General features: G+C 74.9%; 17 protein-coding genes. 13 read left to right on the top strand and 4 right to left on the bottom strand.

What is annotated here, in order from left to right:
• Nucleotides 1-114: 114 nt before the first annotated feature.
• From WMF14_RS28285 to WMF14_RS28255, 7 genes are all read left to right on the top strand, one after another.
• Complete coding sequence (locus tag WMF14_RS28285; protein ID WP_437790970.1) at nucleotides 115-1,557, top strand: sigma 54-interacting transcriptional regulator; 1,443 nt, start codon at nucleotides 115-117, stop codon at nucleotides 1,555-1,557.
• A 204-nt stretch (nucleotides 1,558-1,761) separates the two neighbouring features.
• A complete protein-coding gene (locus WMF14_RS28280; RefSeq protein ID WP_437790968.1) occupies nucleotides 1,762-4,947 on the top strand; it encodes a hypothetical protein in 3,186 nt (1,061 codons plus the stop codon).
• Nucleotides 4,948-5,094: 147 nt separating this feature from the next.
• Nucleotides 5,095-8,448: a hypothetical protein gene (locus tag WMF14_RS28275; RefSeq protein WP_437790966.1), complete on the top strand. Its 3,354-nt coding sequence runs from the start codon at nucleotides 5,095-5,097 to the stop codon at nucleotides 8,446-8,448.
• 59 nt (nucleotides 8,449-8,507) lie between these two features.
• Nucleotides 8,508-9,110, top strand: a complete 603-nt coding sequence (locus tag WMF14_RS28270) for a hypothetical protein (protein WP_272094010.1) — start codon at nucleotides 8,508-8,510, stop codon at nucleotides 9,108-9,110.
• A 159-nt stretch (nucleotides 9,111-9,269) separates the two neighbouring features.
• Nucleotides 9,270-10,193, top strand: coding sequence for an MYXO-CTERM sorting domain-containing protein (locus WMF14_RS28265; protein WP_437790964.1), 924 nt, complete (start codon nucleotides 9,270-9,272; stop codon nucleotides 10,191-10,193).
• A gap of 195 nt (nucleotides 10,194-10,388) precedes the next feature.
• Nucleotides 10,389-11,858, top strand: a complete 1,470-nt coding sequence (locus WMF14_RS28260; RefSeq protein WP_272094008.1) for an alpha-amylase family glycosyl hydrolase — start codon at nucleotides 10,389-10,391, stop codon at nucleotides 11,856-11,858.
• A gap of 169 nt (nucleotides 11,859-12,027) precedes the next feature.
• The gene (locus WMF14_RS28255; protein ID WP_437790962.1) at nucleotides 12,028-12,870 is read left to right on the top strand and encodes a glutathione S-transferase family protein; all 843 of its coding nucleotides are present in this window, start codon (nucleotides 12,028-12,030) and stop codon (nucleotides 12,868-12,870) included.
• A 117-nt stretch (nucleotides 12,871-12,987) separates the two neighbouring features.
• On the opposite strand, the gene WMF14_RS28250 is transcribed toward WMF14_RS28255, so the two are convergent.
• Nucleotides 12,988-14,028 carry a phosphatase domain-containing protein gene (locus WMF14_RS28250; protein ID WP_272094006.1) on the bottom strand — a complete coding sequence of 347 codons (1,041 nt, stop codon included), beginning with the start codon at nucleotides 14,026-14,028 and terminating at the stop codon, nucleotides 12,988-12,990.
• Nucleotides 14,029-14,561: 533 nt separating this feature from the next.
• On the opposite strand from WMF14_RS28250, the gene WMF14_RS28245 reads away from it, so the two are divergent.
• Both WMF14_RS28245 and thpR read left to right on the top strand, forming a co-directional pair.
• Nucleotides 14,562-16,499 carry a M2 family metallopeptidase gene (locus tag WMF14_RS28245; RefSeq protein ID WP_437804314.1) on the top strand — a complete coding sequence of 646 codons (1,938 nt, stop codon included), beginning with the start codon at nucleotides 14,562-14,564 and terminating at the stop codon, nucleotides 16,497-16,499.
• Between the two features lie 27 nt (nucleotides 16,500-16,526).
• Nucleotides 16,527-17,114, top strand: coding sequence for an RNA 2',3'-cyclic phosphodiesterase (gene thpR / locus WMF14_RS28240; protein WP_437790961.1), 588 nt, complete (start codon nucleotides 16,527-16,529; stop codon nucleotides 17,112-17,114).
• Nucleotides 17,115-17,178: 64 nt separating this feature from the next.
• On the opposite strand, the gene norR is transcribed toward thpR, so the two are convergent.
• Nucleotides 17,179-18,750 (bottom strand): nitric oxide reductase transcriptional regulator NorR, encoded by a 1,572-nt coding sequence (norR, locus tag WMF14_RS28235; protein ID WP_437790960.1) that lies wholly within the window; start codon nucleotides 18,748-18,750, stop codon nucleotides 17,179-17,181.
• Between the two features lie 327 nt (nucleotides 18,751-19,077).
• Between norR and WMF14_RS28230 the strand changes: the two genes are divergently transcribed.
• Complete coding sequence (locus tag WMF14_RS28230) at nucleotides 19,078-19,536, top strand: globin domain-containing protein (RefSeq protein ID WP_272094004.1); 459 nt, start codon at nucleotides 19,078-19,080, stop codon at nucleotides 19,534-19,536.
• 56 nt (nucleotides 19,537-19,592) lie between these two features.
• Here the strand turns inward: WMF14_RS28230 and WMF14_RS28225 are convergent, their stop codons facing one another.
• On the bottom strand, nucleotides 19,593-20,006 hold the full coding sequence (locus WMF14_RS28225) for a secondary thiamine-phosphate synthase enzyme YjbQ (RefSeq protein WP_437790958.1): 414 nt from the start codon (nucleotides 20,004-20,006) through the stop codon (nucleotides 19,593-19,595).
• 171 nt (nucleotides 20,007-20,177) lie between these two features.
• On the opposite strand from WMF14_RS28225, the gene WMF14_RS28220 reads away from it, so the two are divergent.
• Nucleotides 20,178-20,531 (top strand): HNH endonuclease, encoded by a 354-nt coding sequence (locus tag WMF14_RS28220; protein ID WP_437790956.1) that lies wholly within the window; start codon nucleotides 20,178-20,180, stop codon nucleotides 20,529-20,531.
• A gap of 100 nt (nucleotides 20,532-20,631) precedes the next feature.
• Here the strand turns inward: WMF14_RS28220 and pdxH are convergent, their stop codons facing one another.
• A complete protein-coding gene (gene pdxH, locus WMF14_RS28215) occupies nucleotides 20,632-21,252 on the bottom strand; it encodes a pyridoxamine 5'-phosphate oxidase (RefSeq protein ID WP_272094002.1) in 621 nt (206 codons plus the stop codon).
• A gap of 177 nt (nucleotides 21,253-21,429) precedes the next feature.
• On the opposite strand from pdxH, the gene WMF14_RS28210 reads away from it, so the two are divergent.
• Nucleotides 21,430-22,983 (top strand): serine/threonine-protein kinase, encoded by a 1,554-nt coding sequence (locus tag WMF14_RS28210; RefSeq protein WP_437790954.1) that lies wholly within the window; start codon nucleotides 21,430-21,432, stop codon nucleotides 22,981-22,983.
• 83 nt (nucleotides 22,984-23,066) lie between these two features.
• Nucleotides 23,067-24,173 (top strand): hypothetical protein, encoded by a 1,107-nt coding sequence (locus WMF14_RS28205; protein ID WP_437790952.1) that lies wholly within the window; start codon nucleotides 23,067-23,069, stop codon nucleotides 24,171-24,173.
• The last annotated feature ends 469 nt before the right edge of the window (nucleotides 24,174-24,642 follow it).

Below are 24,642 nucleotides of genomic sequence, written 5' to 3'. Positions count from 1 at the left end.
ACGATCGGATCGGACGAATGATGCGCCCTGCGGACGGATAGGTTGGTACCATCACCATTTGCAATGCACGGCGACGGGACACAGCGGTCGAAGGACATCGATAGTACAGCGACAATGCAAATTCGTGCTCCGTTCTCTCGGCAGGACAGCGCCGGGGCGGGGCTCGTGTTGCTCTACGCCGACAATTACGAGCAATTCCGGCCGGCGTACCCCCTGCTCGAGCAAGGCTCGGTCCTCGGCCGCGATCCGACCGCGGATGTGTCCGTACCGACGCGGAGCGCTTCGCGCCATCATGCCCGGATCGAGCGGCGGGGCGGCGTCTGGGTGCTGACCGACCTCGGCGGCCGCAACGGCACGCTCTGCAACGGCGAGTTCGTCATGGAGGTGCCCATCGCGCACCTCGACCAGGTCCGGGTCGGCGACGCCATCTTCAAGTTCGTCGAGCGCGACGTCGAGAGCTACGCCCGCTACCGCATCGACGGCGCGACCCTCGAGGCGCAGGAGGTGCCGGAGGGGCCGCCGCGCTTCTCGATGGGGCGGATCGTGGGCGGGTACCAGACCCGGAGCCTCGCTCGCAGCCTGTACGAGATCGCGCGCAGCGAGCTCTCGGTGCTGATTCGCGGTGAGAGCGGGACTGGAAAGGAGATCTTCGCCCAGCAGCTCCATGACTGGAGCGGCCGGCGCGGCCCGTTCCTGGCCGTCAACTGCGCCGCCATCCCCGCCGCCCTCGTCGAGGGGGAGCTCTTCGGGCACCGGCGCGGCGCGTTCTCGGGCGCCGACCGCGACAGGGCGGGCATCCTCCGCGCGGCCCACGAGGGCACGCTCTTCCTCGACGAGATCGGGGACATGCCGGCGGAGGCCCAGGCGAAGCTCCTCCGGGTGATCCAGTCGAAGGAGTTCACGCCGCTCGGCGGGACGCAGTCCGAGCGGATCGACGTGCGGATCGTCGCCGCCACGCACCGCGATCTCGACAAGCTCCAGCAGACGGGCGCCTTCCGCGCCGATCTGTTCGGTCGTCTGAACGAGCACAGCGTGACCCTGCCCCCCCTCCGCGAACGCAAGGAAGACATGTTCTTGCTCTGCACCGCGCTCGCGGCGCGCCACGGTCGGTCCGAGATCCGGCCCAGCATGGTCGCCATGACGGCCCTGCTCCACCACGATTTCCCCTACAATGTGCGGGAGCTCGAGGCGCTCCTGAAGCGCTGGGCCGCCGCGGATCGCGGCGCCGAGTTCGGCGTCCAGGATCTCAGCGACATCATCCGCGATCGGATGAAGACGTACGGGGCCCGGGGCGCTGCCCTCGCGAGCCAGCTCGGGGAGGATTCCCGCGCCACCGTCTACCCGCAGTACGACGAGGAGCCCGCGGAGGACGGGGCGTCCGCGCCGGGCGGGCCGCTGCCGCCGAGGACCACGCCGGAGGAGAGCGTGCTTCGGGATCTGCTCGCGCGGCACCAGGGGAACGTCGCCGCCGTGGCGCGCGTGCTGGGAAGAGATCGAGTGCAGGTGCACCGCTGGATGAGGCGGTACAACCTCAAGGCCGACGCGTTTCGCGGGTAGCATCGCGCTCGGCGCCGCGCAGAGCGGCTGCGCTCGCGCCCGCCGAGGCCCACCCGCACCCGTATGACCGTCGAGAGCCCGCTCACCCGCAAGCTCCAGATCATGCCCGCTCACCGCCTCTTGCAGCGCAGGCGCTGAGCGGCCTGCCCTCGATCGCGCCGAGCACCGCACGGGATGGATCCTGCCCGCCTGAGACTGGACGTCGTGGCCCCTCTCCTCGCCGCGCTCGCGCTCGCGGCGTGCGGCGTGGCCGAGCCGGCGGCCGCGCCGCACGCCGCGCTCGAACCGCCTCCCCGCGCCCCCGCGACCGTCGCGCTCGGCCCGGCCCGGTACGTCGCGCAGCCCTACCTCGGCCTGGTCGAACGCGTGGTCATCGGCGGCCGGGAGGTCGACAGGGCGATCGTCAACGGCCAGCGCGCCGAGCTGCACGGCCTCGATCGGCTCGACCCGCTGGGCGCGGACCGCGTGGTGCTCGCCGGCGGCGCGGCGTTCCCCGCGTGGGCCCGGCCCGGCGCGGCGGCCATCGGCGCGGCGCGCTACCTGTTCTGGAGCGGCGGCGACATCTACGCCGCCGAGAGCTTCGGCGGGGAGCTCCGCAAGCTCGCGACCCTGCCGGGCGACGTCGCCAGCGCGTTCCCATGGCTGGACGGCATCGGGCTGCTCACCGCGGCCGGGAGCTTCGTCGTCCAGGGCGCGAGCGGCGCGCTGCGGCCGCTCGGCTCGCCGTCCCTCGTCGCGGCCGCGGCGGCCAGCGAGCGCCGCGCGCTCGTCCTGACCGTCTTCGGTCGCGCGCTCCTCACGCTGGACGCGGGCGCGTCGTACCGCGACGTCACGGCGGAGCTCGGCGATGCGATCGCGCTCGACGTCCGCGGCGAGGAGATCGTCGCCTCGCTGGCCTTCGGCCTCGAGCGCGCCGTCGAGCCGAGCGGTCGCCTCGGCGAGCCCCGCGTGCGGCGCGCGCCGCCGGCGGCCGGCGTCGATCCCGGGTGGCTCGGCCGCGGGCCGTTCGAGCAGCTCGCGGACGCGGTCGCCTCGGGCCTGCCGCTCGCCGACGGCGGGGCCGCGCTCGCCGTGGACGGCCTCATCGGCCGCGTCGACCTCGCCACCGGCCGCGCCTCGTCCGTCGCGCCGCTCCCGCCGGGCAGCGGCGAGTGCGCGCCGTTCCGCGCGAGCGACGCGCTGCTCGCCGTCTGCGCCGGCCCGGAGCGCGCGAGCGTCGTCGACCTCTCCAGCGACGCGCGCGCGCTCCGCGTCGAGCGCTCGTTCGAGCTCCTGCCCGAGCCGGCGCGGGAGACCGATCGCTTCGTCGGCGTCGACGGCGAGGCGCTCGGTTACGTGGGGCCCTGCGAGGGGACGCCGAGGCCGCGGATCGATCTCCGCGCGCTCTCTCAAGGGGCGCTCGGCGGCGACGCGACGCAACAGAGCGCGGTGTTCTGCGTGCGGCGCGGGCCGGGGGACTGGGTCGAGCACCGCCTCGACGCGGCGGACGCGAGCGACGTCCTCGCCTGGATCCCACGTCGCGGCGGGGGCGCGGTCGCCCTCATCGCGCGCCCCGGCACGTTCCTGCCGGACGGCGAGCGCGTCGAGGTGCGCGGCGCGCTGCGCGTCGTGCGGCTCGCGCGGGGCGAGCCGCCGCTCCTCTGGCCCCCGTACGGCGACGAGCGGGCGGAGCTGCTCTCGCGCGCGCTCGCCGCGCGCGCGGACGGCGCCATCGAGGGCTGGCTCCCCGTGCACGGCTACGCGGCCGATCCCGCGCCGATCACGATCGACCCCGCCGGTCGGCTGCGCCGCCACGCCGTGCCGGCGCGCGCGCGCTCGATCGCGGCGTCGGGCCCCTTCGCGCTCGCCGAGACCGAGGACGGCGGGCTCTTCGAGACGATCGATCGAGGGCAGCGGTGGGCGCCCGTCGCGCCGCCGCCGGGCGGCGGGGCCGCGCGCCTCAACGCCTGCTCGGCGGTGGGCTGCAGCCTCGGCACGCTCCTCCGGCTCGGGTGGGCGTCGGCCCCGCGCTCCGGCGGCGGCGGAGGCCGCGCCGCGTCGCCGCCCGGCGCGGCCCTGGCGGAGCCGCCCCCTGCTGCGCGGCCCCCGCCCGATCGCGACAGGGCGGCGCGGCCTCCGGCGCCGCCGCCCCTCGCGCGGCTCGCCTGCACCTTCGCGGGGCCGCTCGACGCCGCGCGCGTGCCGGAGTCGTCCGGGTTCGGCGCCGTCGCCGCGCCGCCGTCGCGCATGGCGGGCACGCTGCGGCTCGGCACCCTCGGGATGCTGAGGCTGCCGTCGTTCAACGTTGGCCTGTCGGGCAGCGTTGGCCTGCCAGGCAGCGGCGGCCTGCCGGGCCCCTCCTTTGCCGACGCGGAGCTCGCGTGGATCGCGCCGCTCGACGTGCGCGCCGAGATCCACCGCGCCACCGTGCCCCTCGCGGGCGCCGGGCTGCTCCAGCTCGCGTACCGGCCGTACGAGGCGCAGGTCGGGCTCGTCATCGATCGCGACGGTCGCGTGGCCCCGGTCGCGGCCGGCCCCGCGGAGGCGTGCCTCGCCGGCCTTCTGGACGCCGCGCGCGTCACGCGGCCGGTCGGCGGCTGCGCCCCCCAGCCAGCGATCGGCGTCGATCTCGGCGAGCGCGCGGTGTTCCTGAGCCCTCGGCACGACGGCCTCGCGGTGAGCTCGGTCGACTTCCGCGGCGCGCGCGGCGGGGCTCCTCTCGCGCGGCCCGGGGGCGGCGGGCCGCCTCCGGCGATCCGGGAGCTCCACGTGCAGCGCACCGCGCGCGCGACGGCGGCGCAGCAGGCGCGCTTCGCCTTCGGCGCAGGCGCGCGCGCGGGCGCGCCCGTCTTCGTGGCGGTGGCGGGAGACGGCGGCGCGGTGCTCTCGCCGGTCGACCCCGTGCTCGGCACCCTGGGCCCCGAGGAAGCCCTCGCCCCGCTCGGCGCGCTCGGCGCGGGCAGCGACCCCGCGTGCGCGCCGCGCGCCGCAGAGGTGCGCGTGGTCCTGCCGTTCGACACGGAGATCGGCCTCGTGCCCGGCTCGCTGCCGGGGATCACCGCGGCCGGGACAGCCGGCGTCGCGGTGATCCGGTGGTCACGCGAACGCGCGTGCCTCGACGCCGTGGAGCTCGTCGTACGAGACGAGCGCTACGAGGGCGGCCTCGGCTTCTACGAGCCGCCCGGCGTCGTGAAGAAGCTCATCGCGCGCTTCGCGGGGCCATCACCCGCGGCGCCGCTCGGCGCGCACGGCGGGCTCGTCGATCGGCGCGGGCGCGGCGGGCCGAGCCCCGCGGCGGCGCGACGGAGCGAGCCGGCGCAGGGCGCCGGCGGCGGCACGCTCGCGCTCGTCCTGTACGGCCAGGAGAGCCGGCAGCCGGTGCAGTGCAAGGCGGTCGAGAGCGTGCGCTGAGCTGAGCGCGCGCTCTCGGTCCTCTCGGCCGCGGCGCACGGCCCCGGACCGCGCGGGGCGCCGCGGAGGGCGCAGCGTTCGCGGCGCACCGTCTGCCCGTCCAGGAGCACCCAGCAGTGGATTTTCAGATGGTCTAGAATGCGTCGCGTGAGCGCCGCCGCGATGCCCTCCCGCGCAGGCGTGCTCCTCGCGCTCTCCCTCGCCGCCGCGTGCAGCGCCGCTCCGGAGCGCCCCCCGCGGCCCGCGCAGCCTCGGGCCGCCGCGCTCACCGACCCGCTGCCGCTCTCTCCCGCGCGTTACGTCCTCACCGAGGACATCGGCGTCCTCCTCGACGCCGCCGGGGACGGCGAACGCGCGCCCGCGCCCCGCCCGGAGCCCGCGCTCTTCGAAGGGCGCCGCGTGCGCCTCGAGGGAGGCGTCGTGCTCGCCGACGCCCCCGCGGCCGAGCTGCTCCGCGGGTTCCGGTCGATCCCGGCGCGCCTCGGGGGCGGGTTCCTCCTGTGGTCCGAGGGCCGCGTCTACCGCGCCGCCGACTTCCTCGGCGAGCTCGCGCCCATCGCCGACGTCGGCGCTCCCGGCGGCGCGCGGCCGTACCTCGACACGATCCTCCTGCGCAGCGATCGGGGGCTCCTCGAGATCGATCCCTCCACGCTCGCCGTTCGCCGCTCCGGCGCCGCGGGCGTCGTCGACGCGGTGGCCGTCGACGCGCGCCGCGCGGCGCGCCTCGACCTGGTCGGCCGCGCCTCGGTCACCCTCGACGGGGGCGCTACCTGGATCGACGTGCTCGAGACGCGCGGGCTCGCCACGTCGCTCCTCGAGGAGCAGGACGGCGGCGGAGCGGTCGCGCTCCTCGGGCCGTCGGGCGGCGCCACGCTCCACGTGAGCGCCGCCGGCCTCGTACCCGCGGTGCCCGCTCCGCCGCGGTCCGGGCCGAGCGCCTCGCTCTCTCTCCCGCCTCCGCGGGGCCTTCCGCTCGGCACCACCTCGGCCCGCGCGCTCGCTCCGGTGGGGGTCGCGCTGGCCGCGGCCACCGGCGCTCTCCTCCCTGGCGGCAGGCTGCTCGTCGCTCGCGACGGCGGCCTCGCGGTGCTCGCGGCGGCGACCGCCCAGCCCCTCGCGGAGGCGGAGATCGAGAGCCTCGACCCGAGTTATGCGCGCTGCCAGCCGTTCCGGTCGGGCGATGACGTCTTGCTCGCGTGCGCGCACGAGGCCGCCCAGGTGCTCCGGCTCGAGACGACGCTCTCCGCGCCACGGCTGGAGGCCACGTTCCCGCCCCGCAGCCGAGGCCCCGATCCGATCGCGAGCTCTCCGGGCGCGTTCGTCGGCGACGATCGCGGTCGCCTCGCCTTCATCGGCCGGTGCGGCAGCGTTCCCCCTGGGCTCCACGACTTTCCGGAGAGCCCGGGAGACGTCGTCCCGACGGACGACGAGACGCCATGGCCCCGGCGCTCCGCGCGGCCGGCGCCGGACGAGCCGCAAGAGGACGCCGCGAGCCGCGAGCCCGCAGAGCAAGGCGTTGCACGCGTGTGCGTTCGCGTCGGCGGCGGCCGCTGGGTCGAGCGCCGGATCGAGGGCGAGGACGCCGACCGCCTCTACCGCTGGATCGTCGGCGAGCGCGGGACCGTCACCGCGCTCGTGCTGGAGGCGTCGAGGGGGCCGCGGCCCTCCGAGGAGGACGAAGGGGAAGGGCGCCGGACCTCCGAGATCGAGGAGGAGGACGGCGCGCCGCGGAGGTCGCCCCCCGGCCCTCCCGTGCGCGGGCGCGAACGTCGTCCTGTGGGTCCACCCGAAGGCGTCCGCGTGGTCCGCGTGCGCGATCGCGACCCGGCGCTCGCGGGCGGCGCCTTGCCGGCGCTCGCGGGCGGCGCCTTGCCGGCGCTCGTGGGCGGCGCCTTCCCGGGGTCCGGCGATGCCGCATCGCCGCGCCTCATCGACACCGATTTCTGGGAGGACGACGACGGCGCCGTGCGCGGCTGGCTGCACCTGCCCGAGGAGGTCGACGGCGTCTCGCCCGCCCGCGATGCGCTGCCGGAGGCGGGCTCTCCCGCGCGCGCCCGTCGAGCGGAGCCGCTGCTCTCGCGCCGCCGCGGCGGCCGCATCGCCGGCCTGCGCATCGACGCGCGCGGCGGCGTCACCGTCTTTCCCCTCCCGGCCGGCGTCCAGAACGTCGTCGTCGGCGGGCGGTTCGCGCTCGCCGCCACCGGCGACGACCCGCCGGCCTTCTTCGAGTCGACCGACGGCGGCCGCTCGTGGCGCCCGGCCGAGGGCCCGCCCGCACGCCAGATCGAGCCTCCCTTCGACGAGGGCGCCCCCTTCGCGTGCTCCCCGATCGGCTGCGTGATGGGTGAGCACGGCCTCGTCCGCCTCGGCTGGGGCGGCCCTCCGCCCTCGCCGCGCAGCGCGCCGCCCTTCGCTCCTGCGGCGAACCCAGCGCTCCGCGCCTCCCCTCCGCCGCTCGTTTCCTGCCGCCTCGACGACGACCCGTCCTCCTTCCCACCGCCGTCGGTCGCCCCGGCGCCGCGCCCCTCGGGTCGCCTCCCCGATCGCCGCGCTCCCCGGGGCATGCCCGCGGCAGGCGGCGAGCCCGCGACGGCCCGTCTGACCGGCGGCGAGCTCCCGGTCGTCTCGCTGTCGACCGCCCCGTCCTCTCCCCTGGGCGCGCTCCGCGACGGCACCTTCACCGCGAGCGTGCTCCTTCCGTTCGCGCGCGCCGAAGCGCCGCGCCGCCTGTCGCTCCGCGACGGCTCGCTCGGCGTGGTGTCCGGCGATGCTGTCCCCGTGCTGCTCGCGCCCGGCGCCAGGGCGCCTGCGGATCTCCTGCTGCTGTTCGACGCGAGCGGGCCGCAGGGGCGGCGCGGCCTCCGCGTCCGCGCGGGCGCCGAGCCGCCTGCGCTCCTGCCGTTCGACCACGCCGGCACGATCGCCGCCGCGGTCGACCTGCCGGGCGGCGAGCTGCTCGCCCTCGACGCCGGAAGGCGCAGCTTCGTCGTCGCGGTGCGGCAGGGCACCTTCCCGGCCTTCGGGCTCGCGCGTGTCCCCGAGCTCGCGGGCGCCCGCCTCACCCTGGGACGCCGGCTCGACGTTCCTGGCGTGGCCCTCATCGGCTACTCCGTCGCTTCGGGGGAGGTCGTCGCAGGGCCGATCGACGTCGCCCGTGGCGAGGTCGGCCCGCTCGAGCCGCTCGGGACCCTCGCGTCGCTCGCGGAGATCGGCGCCGGCGGCTGCGGCGGCGCGCGACCGTCGCACCGGTTCATCGCCGAGCTGCCCGCCGCGCTGCGGGTGGCCTCGAGGAGCGGGGCGCCGCTGTTCGACGGGGATGCCCCCGGCGCCGCGCTGCTCGCCGGCGGCCCCGGCGCCCTGTGCGTCGAGGCGATCGAGATCCGCGCCGCGGCCCGGGGTGGGCTGGACCTCGGTGTGGTCTTCGGCCCCGGCGCCGCCGCCGCCCTCCGCGGCGGCGGGGGCGCGAGGCTCCGCTGCGAGCTTCTGCCAAACCGGCCATGACGGGCGGTGGGTATCCGGAGATTCCGCGTCGGCGGGGCTCTCGTGCTAGGGTCCCGCCCATGCCCGCCCTTCGATCCTTGGCCCTGCCGATCGCGGTGGCTGCGTCGATGCTCGAGCTGAACGCTTGCTCTGAGCGGCCCACCAGCTTCCCCGATCGCGACGGTGTCATCGCAGCCCAGGCCGAGTGGTGCGCCGCGCTCGCCAAGCTCCAGCGCGCCGGCGCATCCTGGGAGCACCTCAACGCGTGCAAGGCCGCCTACCCGACCGCGTCGCCCACGTACCTCCGCGCGATGACGAGCTGCTTCTCGCGCCGCATGGAGGCCGCCACCGAGAGCTCGCCGGACCGGAGCCAGATCATCCTGGAGTGCAACGACGAGGTGGCCGTCAAGCTCAACCCGGACGAGCCCACGGCGGCGCAGGTCATCGAGTCCCGCTGCGCGCGCATGGCCCGCTGCGAGAGGGTGCCCGTCCCCGCGTGCAAGAGCGCGTTCAGCAAGCTCGAGGGGGCCCAGCGCGCGATGTTTACCACCATCTACAACGCCACTGGCCGTTACGAGATCATCGACTGCCTCGAGAACGCGAGCTGCACCGACAACGAGGAGGCGGGCCGCCAGGCCTGTTACAAGCCCACCTCCGACGCGCTGCTCTGGTTCCCGGACTGAGCCCCGCGCGCTGGCGGTCGCCGTCTCGTCCACGCTGGCGGTGATCTTCTCGTCCGCGCCGCCGGCCCTCTTCGTCCGCGCCGCCGGCCCTCTTCGTCCGCGCCGCCGGCCCTCTCGTCCGCGTCTCGTTGCCGCGAAATCCCTGGTAGCGTGCCGCGTATGCGAACCGCCCGATCTCGAACCGGTCCCCTGTCTCAGCTCGGCGCGCGGCGTCCGCGCGCCGAGCGTCCTCACGCCCGCCCCGCCGCGACCCAGCCCGGCGCGGCGCGCCGCCTCTTCCTCGCCGCGCGCGTGGTCGCCGCCGCGCTCGCGCTGATCGGGGCGTGGCTGCCCGCGAGCGCCGCGCATGCGGCGGGCACCGTCACCATCGTCGACCGCTCGCCCAAGGAGGACGACGGCCGATGGAAGCTCAAGATGACGATGAACTACGGAGCGATGCCGCACCTCGGGCACATCCCGATGCTGTTCTCGTTCACGCCGACGGTGCACTACGAGCGAGCGCTCACCGACAAGTCGCCCGAGACGCCGATCCTCGTCCGCATCCCGCTCCAGAACCAGCAGTCGATCAACGAGAGCATGGACGTCGGCTTCTCCGACGGCAGCGGCAAGATCTTCGCGATCACCAAGTTCGACTTCGTCCTCCGGCGCGATCGGGGCTTCGAGGCCGGCGAGTACGAGCTCGTGATCAAGCGCGCGAGCGACGGCGTGCAGATGGGGCAGAAGCAGAAGATCACCCTCCAGGGCGACAACCCCGTCATCGATCGCCGCGCGATCGTCTTCAGCGGCGAGAAGAAAAAGAAGGACGACAAGGCGGGCAAGGCCGAGGCCGAGAAGAGCGACGAGCCCGCCAAGGAAGAGGCGTCCGAGGGCGCGCCCGCGGAAGGCGCCGCCGAGGCGGAGGCGCCCGTCGACGACGCGCCGCCCACCGAGGCGCCGCCGCCGGTGGAGCCCAAGCAGGGCGGCTGCGGCTGCCGGCTCTCGCCCGACGAGGCCGCGACGCCCCTCGCCCTGCCGCTCGTCGCCCTCGGCGCGGCCGCCGCGCTCGCGCGAAGGCGCGGCGAGCGCCGCGCGCGCCGCGCCTGACAGCGCCCGCGCCGCGAGCGCCCGGGATCGAGCGAGGCAGCCTCTGTGCTGGACGTTTCGCGCGCGGCCTCGGCCGGCCGCGCCTGCAGCACATCGTGATCGCCCTTGCAGGGACCACCCGAGCCCGCAGACAATCCTCCGCCGACGTCCGCTTTCCGCGACTCCCTCGCGGGCCCGCCGTCGCCAATCCAATCGATGAGCTCCCTAGTCCCTGCCCACCAGCACCCCCTGCTGTACGCGATCTTCGTGCGCGTCTGGCTCCACGAGCTCTCGCGCGCTGCCAAGGCCAGGGTGACGCTCGCCAGCGTGCCCGACGCGGCGCTCGACCGGCTCGCCGCGCTCGGGGTCGACTACGTGCACCTGATGGGCGTGTGGACGCTCGGCGAGGAGGGCCCGCGCCGCTCGCTCACGGATCCCGATCTGCGCGCCGAGTACGACCGCGTGCTGCCGGACTGGACCGAGGCCGACGTGGCGGGCTCCCCGTTCGCGGTCGCGCGCTACGAGGTGAGCCCCGCGTTCGGCGGCGACGCCGGCCTCGCGGATCTGCGCCGGCGCCTCGCGGCGCGCGGCATCGGGGTCATCCTCGACTTCGTCCCCAACCACGTCGCGCGCGATCACCACTGGGTGGCGGAGAAGCCCGAGCTCTTCATCGCCGGCGACGACGGCGCCCCGCTCAGCGGGCGCGATCCCTACATCCCGCCGTGGCCCGACACGGCCCAGCTCGACTACCGCCTCGCGGCGACGCGCGCCGCGTCCGTCGAGGCGCTCCGCGGCGTCGCGTCGCGCTGCGACGGCGTCCGCTGCGACATGGCGATGCTGGTGCTCGACGACGTCTTCCGGCGCACGTGGTCCAAGCGCCCGCCGGCGGAGCGAAAGGCCGAGGCCACCGGCGAGTTCTGGGCCGAGGCCATCGACGCCGTCCGCCGTGACCACCCGAGCTTCGTCTTCATCGCCGAGGCCTTCTGGGACCTCGAGTGGCGCCTGCAGATGCTCGGGTTCGACTACACCTTCGACAAGAGCCTTTACGATCGGCTGAGCCACGCCTCCGCGTCGTCGGTCCGCGGCCACCTCGCGGCGACGCCCGACTACCAGCGGCGGAGCGTCCGCTTCATCGAGCACCACGACGAGCCGCGCATCGCGGCCGTGCTTCCCCCGGATCGGCGCCGGGCCGCCGAGTTCATCGCGGCGACGGTTCCCGGGATGCGGTTCATCCACCACGGCCAGCTCGAGGGGCGGACGGTGCGCGCCTCGCTGCACCTCGCCCGCGCCCCTGAGGAGCCGGTCGATCAGGCCTGCCTCGCCTTCCACGAGCGGCTGCTCGCGGCCGTGCGCCGCCCCATCCTGCGCACCGGGAGCTTCGCCACGCTCACCGCGCGCGGTCCGGGCGCCGACGCGTTCGTCGCGTACCGGTGGGAGCCGCTCCCGGCCACCGGCGCGCCGCGGAGCGCGGCGCCCCTCGTGGCGGTGATCAACTTCGCCCCGTCGCGCAGCGGGTGCCGCATCCCGCTCGACATCGCCGGCATCGCCGGCCGCAAGGTCCTGCTCGCCGACCTCATGACCGGCAACGAGCACCCGCGCGACGGCGACGAGCTCGTCGATCTGTCGCGCGGCCTCGGCGTCGAGCTCCCCGCGTACGGCATCCACCTCTTCGAGATCCGGCGCTGAGGCGCGTCGCGCCCGGGTCGTTCCCATGGCGGGGTGCAGATTCGTGTGATGCGGGCTCAACCGCCAGGCAGGCGAGTGAGGCGTACGAAAGTACGCCGCAGCGAGCCGAACGACGCGGCTTAGCCCGCAGCGCACGAAGATGCGCCCCGCGGTAGCCCTTGGAGATCTGATGTCTGATCCTGGCGCGGGCGCGCCCCTCCGCCTCATCACCATTCCCTGGAGCCACTTCTGCGAGAAGGCGCGGTGGGCGCTCGATCGCGCCGGCGCGCCGTACAGGGAGGACGCCTACCTCCCGCTCGCCCACGCGCTCCCGGCGCTGCGGGCCGGCGGGCGCCGCTCCGTCCCGGTGCTCGTCTCGCCGGCGGGCGTGCTCCACGACTCGACCGACATCCTGCGCTACGCCGACACGCTCGTGCCGCCGGAGCGCGCGCTCTTCTTCCAGGGTTCCCGCGAGCCCGACGCGGGCCGCGCCGAGGTCGAGGCGCTCGAGGAGCGCTTCGACGTCGACCTCGGCCCCGCGACCCGCCGCGTCGCGTACTTTCACCTCCTGCCCGACGCGGAGGGCGCGTTCGCCTTGATGGGCGGGTCGTTCCGCTCGCTCGAGGGCGCCGGCGCGGCGCTGCCCTGGTGGTTCGGGCGCGGCACCTTCCGCGCCTACTACCCGGTCGCGCGGGCGGTCATGAAGCGCGCCATGCGCATCGACGCCGCCGCCGCCGAGCGCTCGCGAGGCAAGGTCCGCGCGGTCTTCGACGCGGTGAACGAGCGCCTGCGCGATGGGCGCCCGTTCCTCGTCGGCGACCGTTTTTCGGCCGCCGATCTCACGTTCGCCGCGCTCGCCGCGCCGCTGCTCGCGCCCGAGCACCACCCGTCGCCGCTCCCGCCGCCCTCCGAGCTGCCGTCCGATCTCCGCGCGCTCGTCGAAGGGCTCCGCGGCGAGCCGGCCGGCGCGTTCGCCCTGCGCATGTACCGCGAGCACCGGCGCGCGAGGCCCGGACCAAGCGCCGGCGGGTGACGCTCGAAGCCGCCCGGCCGCGGGACGGCGCCGATGCCGGCCCGCGCGCTCACGCGAGCGGCGCGCTCACGCAAGCGGCGCGCTCACGCAAGCGGCGCGCTCACGCAAGCGGCGCGCTCACGCGAGCGCCGGCACGCCCGCGATGAGATCGCGCGCCGCCGGCCCTGCCTTCAGCGGGTCGCGGTGCGCGCCGAAGTGCCGCGCGTGATCCCGGACCGCGCCGATCGCCGCCTCGGGGGAGAGGCCGTGCCGGGCGCGCAGCCACGCTGCGAGCACGACGCCCGCGCGGCCCGCGCCGGACGCGCAGTGCACGACGGCGGGCGCGCCGCTGGACTCGGCGCGCCTGAGCGCGTCGAGCGCGCGCTCCAGCGCGTCGGGCGAGGGGAGCGCGCCCCCCTCGAGCGGCACGTGCGTCACCCGGAGGAACTCGCGCTGGTAGCGGCCGAGGAGCGGGATCCGGTGGAGCGCCAGCTCTCCCTCGTCGAGCAGGCAGAGCACCTCGCGCATGCCGTGCCGCGCCATGAAGGCGAGCCACGCCTCGACGGGCGCGTCGCTCGGATCCGGCTGTGAGGTCGAGCTCGGCGGCGCGACCACCGAAGAGCGGATCCCGGAAGCCGACCAGAGCGCCATCCCGAAGCCGGGCCGCTCCGCGCCGTGGACGATCCTGTCGAGCGGCGACGCGGGCGCGAAGTTGAAGGGGGCCGGCGTCATCTGCTCGTGCGCGCTCCGGTAGAACAGCTCGAACTCCGCGACCGACGCCTCGAGCTCGGGGTCGTCGATGGAGCCCGGCCGCACGCGCCGCACCTCGGCGATGGCTTCGGCCGCCGACCTGCCCAGCGACACGAGGCGGCACGCCAGCACGACGCCGGTGCGCCCGACGCCGCCCTCCCCGTGAACGGCGATCGGCCGCGGCGCCCGGCCGAGGAACGCCACGGCGCGGAGGAGGTCCACGCTCGGGATGCGCGTGAAGTCGGCGAGCGGGCAATGCAGGTGGATGAGCGGACCCACCGCCGCGGGCGGCGGCGCCCGGCGCGAGAGCGACACCAGGCTGCGGAAGCCGAGCTCCGCGAGCTCCTCGACCGCCTGGGGCGCGTGGGGGTAGGCCATGCCGGCGAGCTCGCCGGGGATCACGAACGAGAAATTTTCGAGCTCACTCATGGCCGTCGCTCGGTGCGCAGGAGGTCGTGGCTTGCGCCTCGGGGTGGGGCGTCGGCCTGCACCTCGCGTCGAGGTCGCAGCTCGTCGCAGCGCTTCGCCGCCTCGCGCTGCGAGGCAACCGGGAGCAGCTGCATCGGGCCGGCAAGCGGCGGCCGCTCGCCCGCCCTGCGGGCGAGCGGGGCGCCGGGCGGGCGGTGGCGGCGAGGCCGAGGACCGCCGAGATCGTGGGCCTGGGCGCGAGGGCATTCCTCATGGTGGGTGCGCATTGTAACGGCAGTTCCCCGCCGCATGGCAGCCGTCACCGCGGGGTGGTTCGTCCTGGTCGCGCCGAGCCGTGCGACGGGCGGGTGGTGCAGGTGAACAGCGGACGGTGCGGGTGAATCCCGGGGGGCGGGTGGATCCCGAGGGGCGGCGCGGCGGGGCCGCGCCCCGACGATCGCACGTCGCTCCTGGTTCCCTCGGCACGGTCCGGCGTGTATGAAGGGCCCGTGGTCCGCTTTGCCCTCGCCCGGACGGCCATCGCGCGTCCGCTGATGCTCGTCGCGCTCGGGCTGGGCGCGGCGTGCAGCGGCGCCGCTTCGCCGACGACGGCGCCAGCGCCGCCGCGCCAAGGTGAGGAGGCGCCCGCGACCCCGGCGCCCGTGGGGGCCCGGCCGGAGGCCGCCCCCCAGCGGGCGGCGCCGCCCGGCCCGGCCGAGGCGCAGGCCTTCGTGGCCGCCGTCGACCGGGAGCTGCGCAGGCTGCGGATCCAGTCCGCGCGCGCGTCCTGGGTCAACCAGACCTACCTCACGGACGACACCGACGCGCTCGCCGCCTCTGCCGAGGAGGCGAGCATGGAGTACCTGAGCCGCACGATCAAGGCGGCGGCGCGCTTCGACGGGCTCGCGTTGCCCGCGGATGTCTCCCGCCAGCTGGCGCTCCTCAAGATATCGACCTCCCTTCCAGCTCCGAGCGATCCGGCGGCGCGCGCCGAGCTCGCCGCGCTCTCGGTCGAGATGACGAGCCTGTACGGCAAGGGCAAGCACTGCCCGAAGGCCAGGCCAGGGCGGGCGGCGACCGCAGCCCGCGGGGCTGCGCCCGCGGGCGCAGGGGCCGAGCCGAAGTGCCTCGCGCTCGACGAGCTCTCCAGCATCCTGAAGACCAGCCGTGACTGGGACGAGCTGCTCGACGCGTGGGCGGGCTGGCACGCGATCGCCCCGCCGCTCCGGCCGAAGTTCGAGCGCTACGTCGCCCTCGGCAACAAGGGGGCCGCGGAGCTCGGCCTCCCGGACGTCGGCGCGCTCTGGCGAGCCGGCTACGACATGCCCCCCGACGCGTTCGAGGCCGAGACCGAGCGGCTCTGGGGCAAGGTGAAGCCGCTCTACGACGAGCTGCACTGCTACGTGCGCGCCAGGCTGCGCGCCATCTACGGCAAGGACAGGATCGGCGAGAAGGCCCCGATCCCGGCGCACCTCCTCGGCAACATGTGGGCGCAGGAGTGGTCGAACGTCTACGCGCTCATGGAGCCGTACAAGGGCCAGCCCTCGCTCGACGTGACGCGCAAGATCAAGGCGAAGAAGCTCGACGAGAAGAAGATGGTCTCGCTCGGCGAGCGGTTCTTCACCTCGCTCGGGTTCGACCCGCTGCCGGCGACCTTCTGGGAGCGATCGCTGCTCAGGAAGCCGGCCGACCGCGAGGTCGTCTGCCACGCGAACGCCTGGGACGTGGGCGACCGGGACGATCTCCGCCTCAAGATGTGCATCGAGCCGAGCGAGGAGGATCTCATCACGATCCACCACGAGCTCGGGCACGTCTATTACTTCCACCAGTACTACAAGCTCCCGATCCTCTTTCAGTCGGGCGCCAACGAAGGCTTCCACGAGGGGATCGGGGACACGCTGGCCCTCTCCGTGACGCCGAGCTACCTGATGTCGCTGGGGCTGCTCGACAGGGTGTCCCAGGACGAGAAGGGGATCATCAACTTCCTCTTCAAGAAGGCGCTCGACAAGATCGCGTTCCTCCCGTTCGGCAAGCTCATCGACCAGTGGCGGTGGGATGTCTTCTCGGGCAGGACGAAGCCGGCCGACTACAACGCGGCGTGGTGGGCGCTGCGGCTGAAGTACCAGGGCGTCGCGCCGCCGGTGCAGCGCAGCGAGGCCGATTTCGACCCGGGGGCGAAGTTCCACGTCGCGGCCGGCGTCTCGTACATGCGCTACTTCCTCGCGCACATCTACCAGTTCCAGTTCCACCGCGCGCTGTGCAAGGCGGCCGGGCACACGGGGCCGCTGCACACGTGCTCGATCTACGGCAGCGCGGCGGCGGGCGAGAAGCTGCGCGCCATGCTCTCGCTCGGCGCGAGCCGCCCGTGGCAGGAGGCGATGAAGGCGGTGACGGGGGAGACCGCCGCCGATCCGGGCGCGATGCTGGAGTACTTCGAGCCCCTCCGGAGGTGGCTCAAGGAGCAGAACAAGGGTGAAGTCTGTGGGTGGTAATTGAGCGTGGGTGAGCGTAGGTGAGCTGTGCGCGTCTTCGTCGCCGTTGATCCGGGAGCCGAGCTCCTCGCCAAGGTCGGAGATCTCCTGCGGGAGATCTCGCCACGGGCTCCGTCCGCCAAGTGGGTGGAGCCTGCTGGGCTGCATATCACGCTCGCCTTCATGGGCGAGATCGGAGAGGAGCGCCTGCCGCTCGTCATCGCTGCTGCCGGGAGCGTCGCCGCATTCCACAGGCCGCTCGCGTTGCGCATCGAGAAGGGCGGCGCGTTCGGAACGCGGCGTCGCCCCCGCGTGCTCTGGCTCGGCGTGGGCGGCGCGGTCGGCGCCCTCACCGCGATCCACCGCGACCTGGAGCAGACGCTCTCGATGTCGACGGGCTACGTGCCGGAGGACCGGCCGTTCGAGCCGCACCTCACCCTCGCCCGCTCGCGCGATCCGCGCGGCGATCCGGCGCTCGACGCCTGCGCTCAGGCGGTCGGCAGCGTCGACTTCGGCGAGACGCGGATCGAGGAGATCATCGTCTACCAGAGCGAGCTGACCCCGAAGGGGGCGCGCTACACCGCGCTCGCGCGCGTGCCGCTCGAGGGGATCGGCACCCCCGAGCCGGCGCGCTGAGCGTCGTCCTCCGTGGAGGTGCTGCGCTCCGCCCTTCGAGAGGACGGCGTCTCGCTCGGGCTCCTCAGCGCTTGCGCGGCCCGGCCGGAGGGATGAGCCCGAGGCGCACCGCCTCCTTGTAGGCGAACGATCGGCTCAGCCCGAGCAGCCGCCCGGCCGTCGCCGCGTTGCCGCCTGCTGCCCGGAACGCTCGGGCGAACGCCTCGCGGCGGGCCCTCTCGAGCGCCTCTGCCAGCGGCTCGACGGGCTGCCCCTGCAGCGCGTCCGCGAGCCGCAGCCGCTCTCCGGGGAGCTCGATCCGCGGGGCGGGCGAGCGCTCCGGCGCGCCGCCATCGATCGCGTCGACATCCTCGCGCCGCACGACGATCGCCCTGCCGGCTGCGCTCTTGCCCTCCGTGATCGTCCGGCGAAGCACGGCGCGCTCCACGGCGTTCTTCAGCTCCCGGACGTTGCCCGGCCACGCTCCCTGCGCGAGCGCGCTCAGCGCCGGCTCGGTGAAGTCCACCCGCCCCGCGCCGAGCTCGGCCGCGAGCTCGGCGGCGAAGCGCTCGCAGAGGGCGGGGATGTCCTCGCGCCGCTCGCGCAGGGGCGGCACGCAGATCGGGTAGACCCAGAGCCGATGGAACAGATCGGCGCGAAAGCGCCCCTCGGCCACCTCGCGCCGGAGATCGCGGTTCGTCGCCGCGACGACCCGCGCGTCGACGCGGCGCGCCCGGTCCTCGCCCACGGGCTGGATCTCCCCCTCCTGGAGCGCGCGCAGGAGCTGCGCCTGCGCCGAGAGCGGGAGCTCGCCGATCTCGTCGAGGAAGATCGTCCCGCCGTGCGCCGCCTCGAACCTGCCGGCGCGCGCGGCCGTGGCGCCGGTGAACGCGCCTCTCCTGTGGCCGAAGAGCTCGGATTCGACCAGCTGCGCTGGGATCGCCGCGCAGTTGACGATCACGAGCGCCCGGCTCGCCCGGGGCGATCGCTCGTGCAGCGCGCGGGCGACGAGCTCCTTCCCCACGCCCGTCTCGCCCGTGACGAGCACCGGCACCGACAGCGGGGCGAGCACCGCGATCTCGCGCTCGATCCGCTGCATCCCGGCCGATCCGCTCGCCGGTGCCGGGCCCCTCGACGCCGGGCCGAGCGCGCGGCGCGCCTCCGGGCGGGCGTCAAGCAGCCCGGCGTCGAGCCGCAGCGCGCCGGCGCAGAGCCCCGCGAACACGCGCGCGTCCTCGTCGTGCAGGCCGCGGAGGCCGTGGGGATCGCAGGCGTCCAGCGTCAGCAGCCCGGCGAGGCGGCCCTGCACGTGCAGCGGCACGGCCATGCAGGCGTGGATCGGATGGATCTCTCCATGACTGCCGAGCAGCCAGCCGCTGTAGGGATCAGGCTCGCTCGGGTCGAGGAACCGGATCGGCCCGGCCGCCTGCGTCGCCCTGCGGAGCCGCGGGTGCTCCGCGGGCCGGAAGCTCATCCCCAGGGCGGCCGGCGACAGCCCGATCTGGGCGGCGACGCCGACCGAGCCGTCCTCCGCCGCCGTGAGCACCGAGAGCGCGTCCGCCGCCGTCACCCGCGCGAGCGCGCGCAGGATCCGCTGCAGCGCCTCGTCGCGGGCGGGCGCTTCCGACAGGCTGAGCACGGCGTCGAGCAGGGTCACGCGGGTTCCTCGAGGAGACGGGTGCGACGGAGGTTTCCTGTCGGAGACTCCGGCAGGAAACACCGTGAGGTGCAGCGGAGCAAGGCGCGCGGCGGGCCGGCGCGCGGGTGGGCGCCGCCGGAGCGGCCGCCCTCGGCAGCCGGCCGGGTTTCCCATGGGAAACCGCCGCTTGTCGACGGGCGCGCCGAGCCGGCGAGATCGACGCGATCCGCGGAGAAACGCCCCTGGCACAGCCCGTGCGAGCGCGTTCGGCCAGCGCGCGCCGACGGGGGAATCGACCGCCGACGACGGCTAGCACGGGCGCAGCGCCCGGCCTGGAGGTTTGTCATGGGATTGAACGTTGGCTTGCTGCGGGAGAGCTTCGAGCTCGTGATCGAGAGGGAGCCCAACCTCACGCACCGTTTCTACGGGATCCTGTTCTCTCGGTATCCGCAGGTGAAGCCGCTCTTCGGGCGCAATAGCCAGGAGCAGCAGGAGAAGATGCTCACGGAGGCGCTCGCCGCGGTCATCGACCGGCTGGAGGACGCGTCGTGGCTCGAGGAGAAGCTCATGGCGATGGGGGCGAAGCACGTCGACTACGGCGTCACGGACGCGATGTACCCCTGGGTCGCCGACGCGTTGATCTCCGCGATGGCCGAGGTCGCGGCGGCGGACTGGTCCCCGGCGCACCAGAAGGCCTGGACTGACGCGCTCGGCGCGATCGCCTCGCTCATGCAGCGCGGGGCGAGGGAGTACGGCGCCGCGAGGCCCCACGCGCCGCCACCCGCGGCGCACGCTGGCGGCTAGGGAGACGAGCCCCCTCGACCTTGTCGCCCGCGGAGCCCGCGCGTCGGCCGGCGGCGTCACTCCCCCATCGCCTTCACGACGACACGCTTGCGCCGGCCGCCGTCGAACTCCGCGTAGAAGATCTGCTGCCAGGGCCCGAGATCGAGCTTCCCCGCGGTGATCGGCACGATCACCTGGTGGTGCACGAGGATCGATTTGAGGTGGGCGTCGCCGTTGTCCTCGCCGGTCCTGTGGTGCTTGTAGTCGGGCCCCTCGGGGGCGAGCTGCTGGAGCCACGCCCAGATGTCCTCCCAGAGGCCCGGCTCGTGGTCGTTCACGAACACGCCGGCGGTGATGTGCATGGCGCTCACGAGGACCATGCCCTCCCGGATGCCGCTGGCGGCGACGACGGCCGCGACGCGATCGGTGACATTGATGAGCTCGCGCCTGGCCTTCGTCTCGAAGTAGAAATAATCGGTCTTCGACTTCATGGCTTCTCCCCCGCGCGGGTCACGGAGCGTGACGGAGCGCGCGTGATCGACGATCGCGCCCTGACCGTCTGCCGCCGCGGGCGCGCGCCGGCTCCCGGGCTCCATAGCCCACCTCCAGGCCTTTCGCGAACCGCGTGCGGGCGCCGCGCCGTGGGACTACGATCGGGCGCCGTGAAGGCGGCGCGGCGGCGGCTCATCCTCGATATCGTGGCGACCGACGCGACGTTCGAGCGCACAGAGATCCGGGGTCAGGCGGCGTGGGCGGGCAAGTGCATCCATTGCCTGTCGCACGTGGTCGTCGGCCTCGACGGCGAGCCCATCCAGCGCGCGACGATCGAGCACATCGTCCCGCGCGCGCACGGCGGGACGGACGCGCTCGACAACCTGGCGCTCGCGTGCGGCCGGTGCAACGCGCTGAAGGGCATGCGGCTCGACGTCCGGCGCCGCGACGACCCGAGGCTCGTCGCGGTGATCGAGCGGCTCAGGGAGCGCAAGGCGAGCCGCCTCCGCGGCGCCGGGACATAGCGTCGCTCCGCCGTGGCGGTGCAGGCATGGCCCCCGCGCAGGAGGCCCCGTCGGGATCCGGACGCGCGGCCGCGAGGGCTCCCTCCTCGCGGCGCCGCGCTCAGGGGAAGAGCCGCTCGACGCGCCAGCCGTCGCCGTGGCGGACGTAGACCACGCGATCGTGCAGGCGGTTCTCCTGGCCGTACCAGAACTCGACGCGCTCCGGCACCACCCGGTAGCCGCCCCAGAACTCCGGCCGAGGCACCGGCCGGCCCTCGAAGCGGAGCTCGATCTCGCGCACCCGATCGAGGAGCGCCTCGCGCGAGGGCAGCGGCGCGCTCTGCCGGGACGCCCACGCGCCGATCTGGCTGCCCCGCGCGCGGGTCTCGAAGTAGGCGTCCGACTCCGCGTCGCTGACCCGCTCGATGCGCCCCTCGACGCGGATCTGCTCGGCGGCCTTCGCCCAGTGGATGCACAGCGCGGCGAACGGGTTCGCCGCGAGATCCATCGACTTGCGGCTCTCGTAGTTGGTGAAGAACACGAACCCGCGATCGTCGATGCCCTTCAGCAGCACCATCCGCGCCGAGGGGCGCCCGGACGCGTCCGCCGTGGCCAGCGTCATGGCGGTCGCGTCGGTCGGTTCGGTGGTTTGCCGCTGCTCGAGGAGCTCGCGCGCGAGGACGAACGGATCGGTCGGCTCGGTGATCATGGTGAACCGGTGCTCATGGTGAAATTGCGTCATGCATATACAAGCAGAGCGCGCCGCTGGCGAACCCGCGATGCGCGCGCGACACGCGCGACCTCGGGTGGATAATGGCGGCGCGGCGGCTTCCCTTGCTCCTCGCCGATTTCCGGGAAAGCTCGCGTTGTCGCGCACGCGCTGGTTTGATACTAGCGGAGGGGCAGAGCGAGGGCGTGCATGGTCGTACCGGTGAGCGTGGGGGACGTCCTCGCGGAGAAATACGAGGTCGAGCGCGTCCTCGGTGAAGGCGGGATGGGCGTTGTCGTCGCCGCCCGCCATCTCCTGCTCGGCGAGCGGGTGGCCATCAAGTTCCTGCGGCCCGAGGCCCGCGAGCGCGCGGATCTCGTCGCCCGCTTCCTGCGCGAGGGGCAGGTCGCGGCGCGCATCCGCAGCGAGCACGTGACGCGCGTGTACGACGTCGGCACGCTCGCGCGCGGCGAGCCTTACCTCGTCATGGAGTACCTCGAGGGGACCGATCTGAAGGCCGTCCTGCGCGACCGCGGGCCGCTCCCGGTCGCGCTCGCCTGCGACTACCTGCTCCAGGCGTGCGACGCGCTCGCGGAGGCGCACGCGCTCGGCATCATCCATCGGGACCTGAAGCCGGCCAACCTGTTCCTGACCCAGCGGGCCGACGGCAGCCCGCTCATCAAGGTCATCGACTTCGGCATCTCCAAGATGGCCCTCGCGGCGGAGGCGGCCGCGCCCAAGGCGCACGACATGACCGAGAGCTCGGCGATGCTGGGCTCGCCGTTCTACATGGCGCCCGAGCAGATGGTCTCCTCGAAGAGCGTCGACGTGCGGGCCGACGTCTGGTCGATGGGCGCCATGCTCTATCAGCTGCTCACGGGCGCCGTCCCCTTCCGGGGCGACTCCGCGATGGCCATCTACGACCGCATCCTGGAGGGACCGCCGCGGCTCGACGCGCAGCGGTCCGACGTGCCCGAGCGCCTCGGCTGGGTGGTCCAGCGCTGCCTCCAGAAGAGCCCTGCCGATCGCTTCGGCAACATCGCCGAGCTCGCTGCCGAGCTCGCTCGGTTCGCGCCGCCGCACGCGCAGCACCTGGCTGACCGCGCCGCGCGCGTGCTGCAGATCCGCCTCGACGCGAGCGCCGAGGCGGGCCGCGCGCCCGGGCCGCCCCGGCGCTCGACCTCCACGTCGCCCGGGCCCGCGACGCCCTCGTCCAGCGACTCGGATGGGAAGGGCGTGGCGGCCGGCTCCGCGTGGGATGGCGCGCCCACGGCGCTCCTCTCGGACGGCGCGGCCACGGATCGCTCCTGGGGCGGCACGCGCGCCTCGTCGCGCCAGGGCGGCGGGGCGCGCGCCCTCGGGATCGCGGCGGCCCTCGCGGCGGCGCTCGTGGGCGCCGCGGGGCTCGCGTGGCTCGTGTGGTTCGCGCTCCGCGCCCCCGCGTCGGGTGGGGCGCCGCATGCCGCGTCGGCGTCCTCGCTGGCGCCGGAGGCGCCCCTGGCGCCGGAGGCACCCTCGCGCGACGCGGCGGTGCCCGCGGCAGATCTCGCTGCGGGCAAGGCGGCCGAGCTCCTCGACGGCGGCCCTGCGCCGCCGCCTGAAGCGCCCGTGTCCGATCTCGCGACCGCGCGGCCGACCGAGAGCGGGTCTGCGGCGCCGCGACCGGTGGCATCGTCGAAGGGCGCGCGGCCGTCGGGGCGGACGCCGCCGCCGACCCGCCCCACGTCGACTGCGCCGCAAGACCTCTTTTCCGATCCGCGATGACATCCCGTGAGCCCAGGAGAGGTGCCGTCTTGCTTTGCCATCGTCGTCTCTCGAGCCTCTGTCCGGAGTCCGGCCGAGCTGCGGTGGTCTCCCGCGCGCCGCTGGCCGGGGCCGGTCGCCGTCGAGCGGCCGCGCTCCTGTCGGCGCTCGCTGCGCTCGCCTCGCTCGCGCCGGCCGCGCGCGCCGCCGAGCCGACCCGGGAGGAGCGCGCCGCTGCGGTCGCGCTGTTCGACGAGGGCCGCGCGCTGATGGCCGCGGGGAAGCACGCCGAGGCCTGTCCGAAGTTCGCCGAGAGCCATGCGATCGACCCGGGCATCGGCACCCTCTTCAACCTCTCCGACTGCTACGAGCGCACCGGCAAGATCGCGACGGCGTGGATCGGCTTCCGCGACGTCGCGGCCGCCTCGCTCTCGGCCGGGCAGACGGAGCGCGAGCGAGTGGCGCGCGCCCGGGCCGCCGCGCTCGAGCCGCGGCTCTCCCGCCTGCAGATCGTGGTCCCGCCGGCGGCGGCGATCGCGGGGCTGGGCCTCACGCGGGACGGGGTCGCCGTGGGCAGGGCGCTCTGGGGGACGGCGGTGCCGCTCGACCCGGGTGAGCATCGGATCGCCGCGGCCGCGCCTGGGCACGAGCCCTGGGAGGCGAAGGTCACGATCGACAAGCCGGGCGTGGTGAGCGTCACGGTGCCGGCGCTCGAGCGCGTCACGGAGCCGGCCTCCGCCTCGGGAGCGAGCGGCGCGCCGACGCCGGCGGTCGCGTCGCCGCCCCCGGTCCATCCGCCGGCGAGCGATCCGCCCTCGGCGGAGGGGGGGAGCGTCCGCAAGCCGCTCGGCATCGTGGGGGTCGGGCTCGGCGTGGTCGGGCTCGGCGTCGGCACGGCGCTCGGCTTCATGGCGAAATCGACGTTCGACAAGGCCACCGACGGCGGCCATTGCGACGAGGCGGGCCGCTGCGTCGATCAGACGGGCCTCGATCTGCGCGACGACGCGGTCGCGAAGGGCAACATCGGGACGGCGGTGTTCATCGCAGGGGCGGCCCTCGCCGTGGGCGGGGCGATCCTCTGGATCACCGCGCCGTCTGCGCCTGATGCCGCTGCGGCGTCCGTGCGCGGCCGCGGGCCGACGGCCGGCGCCCCCTGGAGCGCGCGCGTCGGCCTGGGCCTCGGGAGCGTCTGGATCGCGGGCACGCTCTGAGCGGAGCGCCCTGGGAGCAGGAGGGGGCGTCGTCGCAGCGGCGGCGCTCGCGGGATGCCCCACGCCGTCCGGCATCGAGCCGGGTGAGCCGATTGGCACCGATGACAGCGGAGAGCCGGAGTGAGCGAGGGCGCCCGGAGATACCGGCGTTCGACGCGGCGCCTCGATTGACACGGATCGCCTCTCCGACGTGGCGCCGTGCGGCGAGCTCGATCGATGATGCCGAGTCGGCCGGCATCGTTTGCGGCGCGCGCGTGAAACAGAGCACGTCTCACCGCCGGGGCTCGTCCGGCGCGCCGAGCCAGGCGCCGTAGCGCTATGGCGCGGCGCGGCTGGCTTGCTGGTGACGCTGCGCGCCGGCCAGCGAGCTCCGGTGGCGAGGGTGTGGCGAGCGATGATCCGTCGCAGGCGATGATCAGAAGGGTCCTGGACGGGAATATAGCCCCGGCCCCGAGCGGACCTCGGGGAC

This window comes from Sorangium sp. So ce693, assembly GCF_051521375.1.
GTDB lineage: Bacteria > Myxococcota_A > Polyangia > Polyangiales > Polyangiaceae > Sorangium > Sorangium atrum.
Note: the sequence above shows the minus strand (reverse complement) of the source record. Positions and strands in the feature narration are given on the sequence as shown.

What these genes read in the sequence shown, in the direction of transcription:
- WMF14_RS28285 (WP_437790970.1), top strand. Translation starts at nt 115, where the DNA reads ATGCAAATTCGTGCTCCGTTCTCTCGGCAGGACAGCGCCGGGGCGGGG.
- WMF14_RS28270 (WP_272094010.1), top strand. Translation starts at nt 8,508, where the DNA reads ATGCCCGCCCTTCGATCCTTGGCCCTGCCGATCGCGGTGGCTGCGTCG.
- WMF14_RS28265 (WP_437790964.1), top strand. Translation starts at nt 9,270, where the DNA reads ATGCGAACCGCCCGATCTCGAACCGGTCCCCTGTCTCAGCTCGGCGCG.
- WMF14_RS28260 (WP_272094008.1), top strand. Translation starts at nt 10,389, where the DNA reads ATGAGCTCCCTAGTCCCTGCCCACCAGCACCCCCTGCTGTACGCGATC.
- WMF14_RS28255 (WP_437790962.1), top strand. Translation starts at nt 12,028, where the DNA reads ATGTCTGATCCTGGCGCGGGCGCGCCCCTCCGCCTCATCACCATTCCC.
- WMF14_RS28250 (WP_272094006.1), bottom strand. Translation starts at nt 14,028, where the DNA reads ATGAGTGAGCTCGAAAATTTCTCGTTCGTGATCCCCGGCGAGCTCGCC.
- WMF14_RS28245 (WP_437804314.1), top strand. Translation starts at nt 14,562, where the DNA reads ATGCTCGTCGCGCTCGGGCTGGGCGCGGCGTGCAGCGGCGCCGCTTCG.
- WMF14_RS28230 (WP_272094004.1), top strand. Translation starts at nt 19,078, where the DNA reads ATGGGATTGAACGTTGGCTTGCTGCGGGAGAGCTTCGAGCTCGTGATC.
- WMF14_RS28225 (WP_437790958.1), bottom strand. Translation starts at nt 20,006, where the DNA reads ATGAAGTCGAAGACCGATTATTTCTACTTCGAGACGAAGGCCAGGCGC.
- pdxH (WP_272094002.1), bottom strand. Translation starts at nt 21,252, where the DNA reads ATGACGCAATTTCACCATGAGCACCGGTTCACCATGATCACCGAGCCG.
- WMF14_RS28210 (WP_437790954.1), top strand. Translation starts at nt 21,430, where the DNA reads ATGGTCGTACCGGTGAGCGTGGGGGACGTCCTCGCGGAGAAATACGAG.